Genomic DNA, 6338 nt, shown 5'->3' on the forward strand with positions numbered 1-6338 from the left:
AAGCACTGGCCATCCTCAAGTTCGCCCCGCAGGGCGCAAGCGAGCCGATCTACAAGCTCGTGCACGCTGCGATCGCGAACGCACAGGTCAAGGCAGATCGCGACGGCGAGTACCTGGACGAGCAGGACCTGTACGTGAAGAACGCGTACGTCGACGAGGGCACGACGCTCAAGCGTTTCCAGCCCCGCGCTCAGGGTCGCGCTTTCCAGATCAAGAAGCGCACGAGCCACATCACGGTCGTGCTGGCCACCCCCGAGGTCGCTGACGCGGCTCCGGCGGCCAAGACGAAGAAGGCGAGCAAGTAATGGGCCAGAAAGTCAACCCGTACGGCTTCCGCCTCGGCATCACCACGGACCACGTGTCTCGCTGGTTCTCGGACTCGACGAAGCCCGGCCAGCGTTACGCCGACTACGTCGCCGAGGACATCAAGATCCGTCGCCTGCTGCAGACGCAGCTCGACCGCGCCGGCGTCTCGGGCATCGAGATCGAGCGCACCCGCGACCGCGTGCGTGTGGACATCCACACCGCACGTCCGGGCATCGTCATCGGCCGCCGCGGCGCCGAGGCCGAGCGCATCCGCGGTGACCTCGAGAAGCTCACCGGCAAGCAGATCCAGCTGAACATCCTCGAGGTCAAGAACCCCGAGGCCGACGCTCAGCTCGTCGCGCAGGGCATCGCCGAGCAGCTGTCTGCTCGCGTGGCGTTCCGTCGTGCGATGCGCAAGGGTCTGCAGGGCGCGCAGCGCGCCGGCGCCAAGGGCATCCGCATCCAGGTCTCCGGCCGCCTCGGCGGCGCGGAGATGAGCCGCTCCGAGTTCTACCGCGAGGGTCGTGTGCCGCTGCACACGCTGCGCGCGAACATCGACTACGGCTTCTACGAGGCCAAGACCACCTTCGGCCGCATCGGCGTGAAGGTCTGGATCTACAAGGGCGACCTCACCAACAAGGAACTCGCACGCGAGCAGGCCAACATGAAGCCGCAGCGCGAGCGTGGCGACCGTCGTCGCGCGCCTCGCAACGAGGCGCCTGTCGCAGAAGGAGCGTCGGCATAATGCTCATCCCTCGCAAGGTCAAGTACCGCAAGCAGCACCACCCGAAGCGTTCGGGCCAGGCGACCGGCGGCACGAAGGTCTCCTTCGGCGAGTTCGGCATCCAGGCTCTGACTCCCGCTTACGTGACCAACCGTCAGATCGAGTCCGCTCGTATCGCCATGACGCGTCACATCAAACGCGGTGGAAAGGTGTGGATCAACATCTACCCCGACCGTCCCCTCACCAAGAAGCCTGCCGAGACCCGCATGGGTTCCGGTAAGGGTTCCCCCGAGTGGTGGGTCGCCAACGTCAAGCCGGGCCGTGTCCTCTTCGAGGTCGCGGGCGTGAACGAGGAGCTCGCACGCGAAGCCCTCACCCGGGCCATTCACAAGCTGCCGCTCAAGGCACGCATCATCAAGCGCGAGGAGGGCGACGCGTAATGGCGATCGGCACCAAGGAGCTCGCACCTGCCGAGCTCGACACGTTCGAAGACCAGCGCCTCGTCGAGGAGCTGCGCAAGGCCAAGGAGGAGCTGTTCAACCTCCGTTTCCAGTCGGCCACCGGCCAGCTGGAGAGCCACGGCCGCATCCGCGCCGTCAAGCGCGACATCGCGCGCCTGTACACCGTGATCCGCGAGCGCGAGCTGGGCATCCGTGCGACGCCCGCTCCGGTCGAGGCTCCGGCCAAGAAGGCGTCCAAGGCGAAGGCGAAGAAGGCTGAAGAGGCCGACGCGCCGAAGGAGGAGGCCGAGTAATGGCTGAGAAGAAGGCTGCTGAGGCCGTTGAGCACGCCGCGCACGACGTGCGCGACGCCGACGCCCGTGGTTACCGCAAGGCCCGCCGTGGCTACGTGGTCAGCGACAAGATGGACAAGACCATCGTGGTCGAGGTCGAGGACCGCGTGAAGCACCCGCTTTACGGCAAGGTCATCCGCCAGACCTCGAAGGTCAAGGCCCACGACGAGACCAACAGCGCCGGCATCGGCGACCTGGTCCTCATCAACGAGACCCGCCCGCTGAGCGCCACCAAGCGCTGGCGTCTGGTGGAGATCCTGGAGAAGGCAAAGTGATTCAGACCGAGTCCCGCCTCAAGGTCGCCGACAACACCGGCGCGAAGGAGCTGCTCACCATCCGTGTTCTCGGCGGTTCCAGCCGTCGTTACGCGGGCCTGGGCGACACCATCGTCGCGACGGTCAAGGACGCGATCCCCGGTGGAAACGTCAAGAAGGGCGATGTGGTCAAGGCCGTCATCGTCCGCACCGTCAAGTCCACGCGCCGTCCCGACGGCTCGTACATCAAGTTCGACGAGAACGCCGCCGTCATCCTGAAGAACGACGGGGAGCCCCGCGGCACCCGCATCTTCGGACCGGTCGGTCGTGAGCTTCGCGACAAGAAGTTCATGAAGATCGTCTCGCTCGCCCCGGAGGTCATCTGATCATGGCGAACATCAAGAAGGGCGACCTGGTTCAGGTCATCACCGGTCGCAAGCAGGACAAGGGCGGCGACCGCGGCAAGCAGGGCAAGGTCCTCGAGGTCCTCGTCGAGCAGAACCGCGTCGTGGTGGAGGGCGTGAACTACGTCACCAAGCACACCCGTGTCGGCCAGACCCAGCGCGGCACCAAGACGGGTGGGATCGAGACCGTCGAGGCCCCGATCCACATCTCCAACGTCGCCGTCGTCGACCCCTCGACCAAGCAGCCGACCCGCGTCGGCCACCGGGTCGAGGAGCAGGTCAAGGACGGCGTGAAGCGCACGGTCCGCGTGCGCTACGCGAAGAAGTCAGGTAAGGACCTCTGATGGCAGCGACTGAGGCTGCGGAGGCTGTCAAGGTGCAGCCCCGCCTGAAGGCCAAGTACAACACCGAGATCAAGAAGGCTCTGCAGGAGCAGTTCGGCTACGCCAACGTCATGCAGATCCCCGGCCTGGTCAAGGTGGTCGTCAACACCGGTGTCGGCGAGGCGGCTCGCGACAGCAAGGTGATCGATGGTGCGGTCGAGGACCTCACCCGGATCACCGGTCAGAAGCCCATCGTCACCAAGGCTCGCAAGTCGATCGCGCAGTTCAAGCTGCGCGAGGGCCAGGCCATCGGCGCGCACGTCACCCTCCGCGGTGACCGCGCGTGGGAGTTCCTGGACCGCCTGGTGAACCTCGCTCTGCCCCGCATCCGCGACTTCCGCGGTCTGTCGGGTGAGCAGTTCGACGGCAACGGCAACTACACCTTCGGTCTCCAGGAGCAGAGCGTGTTCCACGAGATCGATCAGGACAAGATCGACCGCGTCCGCGGTTTCGACATCACCGTGGTCACCACGGCCAAGACGGACGACGAGGGTCGCGCGCTGCTGAAGGCGCTCGGCTTCCCGTTCAAGTCGGCCGACGCCGCGGCGTAAGCGGAGAGGCGGGGAGGGGTGCTGAACGGCATCCCTCCCCGCGTCCCGTACAATTGAAGATTGTGTGTCCGCTCGGACACTGTGCTCATAGCAGGCCGTCTGTCGTGTAACGGCAGCCGGAACCTCATGAACGAAGGAAATCACCATGACAATGACAGACCCGGTCGCAGACATGCTGACCCGTCTGCGCAACGCGAACTCGGCGCACCACGACTCCGTGACCATGCCGTCGAGCAAGCTCAAGACGAACATCGCCGAGATCCTCCAGAAGGAGGGCTACATCGCCGGCTTCGAGGTGACCGACGCCCGCGTCGGCAGCAGCCTCACCCTGTCGCTCAAGTACGGTCCCAACCGTGAGCGCTCCATCGCCGGCATCAAGCGCGTGTCGAAGCCCGGTCTCCGCGTCTACGCGAAGTCGACCGAGCTGCCCAAGGTCCTCGGCGGCCTGGGTGTTGCCATCCTGTCCACCTCCTCCGGTCTCCTCACGGACCGTCAGGCAGAGCAGAAGGGCGTGGGCGGAGAAGTTCTCGCCTACGTGTGGTGATCTGACATGTCTCGTATCGGACGACTTCCCATCGAGATCCCCGCGGGCGTGACCGTTTCGGTCGACGGCCGTGAGGTCGCGGTGAAGGGCCCCAAGGGTGAGCTCACCCTCACGGTCGCCTCTCCCATCCAGGTCGAGGTGCAGGAGAACCAGGTTCTGGTCACCCGCCCCGACGACGAGCGCGCGTCCCGGTCGCTTCACGGCCTGACCCGCACGCTCATCAGCAACGACATCATCGGCGTGACCCAGGGCTACACCAAGGGCCTCGAGGTCGTCGGCACCGGTTACCGCGTGCAGCAGAAGGGCAACTCGGTCGAGTTCGCCCTCGGCTTCTCGCACCCGGTCCTGATCGACCCGCCCGCCGGCATCACCCTGACGGTCGAGGGCACGAACAAGCTGACCGTCAGCGGGATCAGCAAGCAGGCTGTCGGTGAGGCAGCTGCGAACATCCGCAAGATCCGCAAGCCCGAGCCGTACAAGGGCAAGGGCGTGCGTTACGCCGGCGAGGTCGTGCGTCGCAAGGCCGGAAAGGCTGGTAAGTAACCATGGCTGTCAAGTCCAAGTCCGCCGCCCGCGCGCGTCGTCACCTGCGTCTTCGCAAGAAGATCGTCGGTACCGACGTCCGCCCGCGTCTGGTCGTCAACCGCTCCGCGCGCCACGTGTTCGTGCAGCTCGTCGACGACAGCAAGGGCCACACCGTGGCATCCGCTTCCACGCTCGAGACCGACCTGCGCTCCTTCGACGGTGACAAGACCGCCAAGGCCCGCAAGGTGGGCGAGCTGCTCGCCGAGCGCGCCAAGGCAGCCGGCTTCACCGAGGCTGTGTTCGACCGCGGCGGCAACCGCTACGCCGGTCGTGTCGCGGCCATCGCCGATGGCGCCCGTGAAGGGGGGCTTGCACTGTGAGTGACAACAAGGAGAACGAAGTGACCACCGAGCAGCCTGCTGCCGAGGGCCAGGCCCAGAGCGAGCCGCAGCGCGAGCAGCGCGACGGCCGTCGTGGAGGCCGCGACCGCGGTCAGAGCCGCGACCGCAACTCGCGCGACCGTGGCGACAACCAGTTCCTGGAGCGCGTCGTCACCATCAACCGCGTCTCGAAGGTCGTGAAGGGTGGTCGTCGCTTCAGCTTCACCGCTCTCGTGGTCGTCGGTGACGGCAACGGCCTGGTGGGCGTCGGCTACGGCAAGGCCCGCGAGGTCCCCCTGGCGATCTCGAAGGGTGTCGAAGAGGCCAAGCGCAACTTCTTCCGCGTCCCGCGCGTCGGCTCGACCATCCCGCACCCCGTGCAGGGCGAGGCCGCTGCCGGTGTGGTGCTGCTGCGTCCGGCCGCTGCCGGTACCGGTGTCATCGCCGGTGGTCCGGTCCGCGCCGTGCTCGAGTGCGCCGGTATCCACGACGTCCTGTCGAAGTCCCTCGGTTCGTCGAACACGATCAACATCGTGCACGCGACCGTCGAGGCTCTGCAGTCGCTCGAGGAGCCCCGCGCCGTCGTGGCTCGCCGTGGTCTCGAGTACGACGCCGTCGTGCCGCAGATCATCATCCGCAACGAGGCGAAGGCCGCTGCTGCCGCCGCCGCGCAGAAGGTAGGTGCCTGATGGCCGAGCGCCTCAAGGTCACGCAGATCAAGTCCAAGGTGAGCGAGAAGCAGAACCAGCGCGACACGCTGCGTTCGCTGGGTCTCAAGCGGATCGGCGACTCTGTCGTCCGTCCCGACGACGCCCAGACCCGCGGTTACGTCCGCGCCGTCGCTCACCTCGTCAAGGTTGAGGAGATCGACTAATGGCTGAGAAGAACGAAGCCGTCGAGGAGAAGGCCCCCAAGGCCGCTCCGAAGAAGGCCGCCGCCAAGCCGGCTGCTGCCAAGGCCGCTCCGGCCAAGGCCGCCGCCAAGAAGGCACCGGCCAAGAAGGACGCCGAGGCCGAGGTCTCGCGTCCCGCCGTCCTGAAGGTCCACCACCTGCGTCCGGTCCCCGGCGCCAACACCCCGAAGACCCGTGTGGGTCGCGGTGAGGGCTCCAAGGGCAAGACCGCCGGTCGCGGCACCAAGGGCACCAAGGCCCGCAACACCGTGCGGGTCGGCTTCGAGGGTGGGCAGATGCCGCTGCACATGCGCACCCCGAAGCTGCGCGGGTTCAAGAACCCGTTCCGCGTCGAGTACCAGGTCGTGAACCTGGCCAAGCTCGCGGAGCTGTACCCGAAGGGTGGCGACGTCACCGTCAGCGACCTGGTCGCAAAGGGCGCCGTGCGCAAGAACGAGAAGGTCAAGGTCCTCGGCGACGGCGACATCTCGGTCAAGCTCACCGTGTCGGTCGACAAGGTGTCCGGCAGCGCCGAGCAGAAGATCGTCGCCGCCGGCGGTTCGGTCAACTGAGCATTCAGCT

Annotated in this window: 14 protein-coding genes; all 14 read left to right on the top strand. The window is 66.5% G+C overall.

What is annotated here, in order from left to right; translation table 11 throughout:
• Nucleotides 1-305, top strand: a 305-nt coding sequence (rplV, locus tag BGN97_RS17480; RefSeq protein ID WP_292704428.1) for a 50S ribosomal protein L22, incomplete at its 5' end; no start/stop codon positions are given.
• Nucleotides 305-1051, top strand: a complete 747-nt coding sequence (gene rpsC / locus BGN97_RS17485; protein WP_193596808.1) for a 30S ribosomal protein S3 — start codon at nt 305-307, stop codon at nt 1049-1051. The genes rplV and rpsC, both read left to right, overlap by 1 nt.
• Entirely contained in the window at nt 1051-1470 is a 420-nt protein-coding gene (gene rplP / locus BGN97_RS17490) for a 50S ribosomal protein L16 (RefSeq protein ID WP_179410064.1), read from the top strand. The genes rpsC and rplP overlap by 1 nt, the downstream gene beginning before the upstream one ends.
• The gene (rpmC, locus tag BGN97_RS17495; RefSeq protein ID WP_285637080.1) at nt 1470-1784 is read left to right on the top strand and encodes a 50S ribosomal protein L29; all 315 of its coding nucleotides are present in this window, start codon (nt 1470-1472) and stop codon (nt 1782-1784) included. The genes rplP and rpmC overlap by 1 nt, the downstream gene beginning before the upstream one ends.
• Entirely contained in the window at nt 1784-2098 is a 315-nt protein-coding gene (gene rpsQ, locus BGN97_RS17500; protein ID WP_285637077.1) for a 30S ribosomal protein S17, read from the top strand. The genes rpmC and rpsQ overlap by 1 nt, the downstream gene beginning before the upstream one ends.
• The gene (gene rplN, locus BGN97_RS17505) at nt 2095-2463 is read left to right on the top strand and encodes a 50S ribosomal protein L14 (protein WP_028496524.1); all 369 of its coding nucleotides are present in this window, start codon (nt 2095-2097) and stop codon (nt 2461-2463) included. The genes rpsQ and rplN overlap by 4 nt, the downstream gene beginning before the upstream one ends.
• 2 nt (nt 2464-2465) lie before the next feature.
• A complete protein-coding gene (rplX, locus tag BGN97_RS17510) occupies nt 2466-2825 on the top strand; it encodes a 50S ribosomal protein L24 (RefSeq protein WP_285637070.1) in 360 nt (119 codons plus the stop codon).
• Nucleotides 2825-3415, top strand: coding sequence for a 50S ribosomal protein L5 (gene rplE / locus BGN97_RS17515; RefSeq protein ID WP_292704464.1), 591 nt, complete (start codon nt 2825-2827; stop codon nt 3413-3415). The genes rplX and rplE overlap by 1 nt, the downstream gene beginning before the upstream one ends.
• Before the next feature lie 145 nt (nt 3416-3560).
• Nucleotides 3561-3959 (top strand): 30S ribosomal protein S8, encoded by a 399-nt coding sequence (gene rpsH / locus BGN97_RS17520; RefSeq protein WP_285637066.1) that lies wholly within the window; start codon nt 3561-3563, stop codon nt 3957-3959.
• Between the two features lie 6 nt (nt 3960-3965).
• Nucleotides 3966-4502, top strand: a complete 537-nt coding sequence (gene rplF / locus BGN97_RS17525) for a 50S ribosomal protein L6 (RefSeq protein ID WP_285637064.1) — start codon at nt 3966-3968, stop codon at nt 4500-4502.
• A gap of 2 nt (nt 4503-4504) precedes the next feature.
• Complete coding sequence (gene rplR, locus BGN97_RS17530; RefSeq protein WP_285637062.1) at nt 4505-4864, top strand: 50S ribosomal protein L18; 360 nt, start codon at nt 4505-4507, stop codon at nt 4862-4864.
• Between the two features lie 20 nt (nt 4865-4884).
• Nucleotides 4885-5553, top strand: coding sequence for a 30S ribosomal protein S5 (rpsE, locus tag BGN97_RS17535; RefSeq protein WP_285637060.1), 669 nt, complete (start codon nt 4885-4887; stop codon nt 5551-5553).
• On the top strand, nt 5553-5738 hold the full coding sequence (rpmD, locus tag BGN97_RS17540) for a 50S ribosomal protein L30 (protein WP_071640253.1): 186 nt from the start codon (nt 5553-5555) through the stop codon (nt 5736-5738). Before rpsE ends, rpmD begins: the two co-directional genes overlap by 1 nt.
• The gene (rplO, locus tag BGN97_RS17545) at nt 5738-6328 is read left to right on the top strand and encodes a 50S ribosomal protein L15 (RefSeq protein ID WP_285637057.1); all 591 of its coding nucleotides are present in this window, start codon (nt 5738-5740) and stop codon (nt 6326-6328) included. Before rpmD ends, rplO begins: the two co-directional genes overlap by 1 nt.
• Nucleotides 6329-6338 lie beyond the last annotated feature (10 nt).

The sequence above is a fragment of the Microbacterium sp. 69-10 genome, assembly GCF_001897945.1.
Taxonomy (GTDB): domain Bacteria; phylum Actinomycetota; class Actinomycetes; order Actinomycetales; family Microbacteriaceae; genus Microbacterium.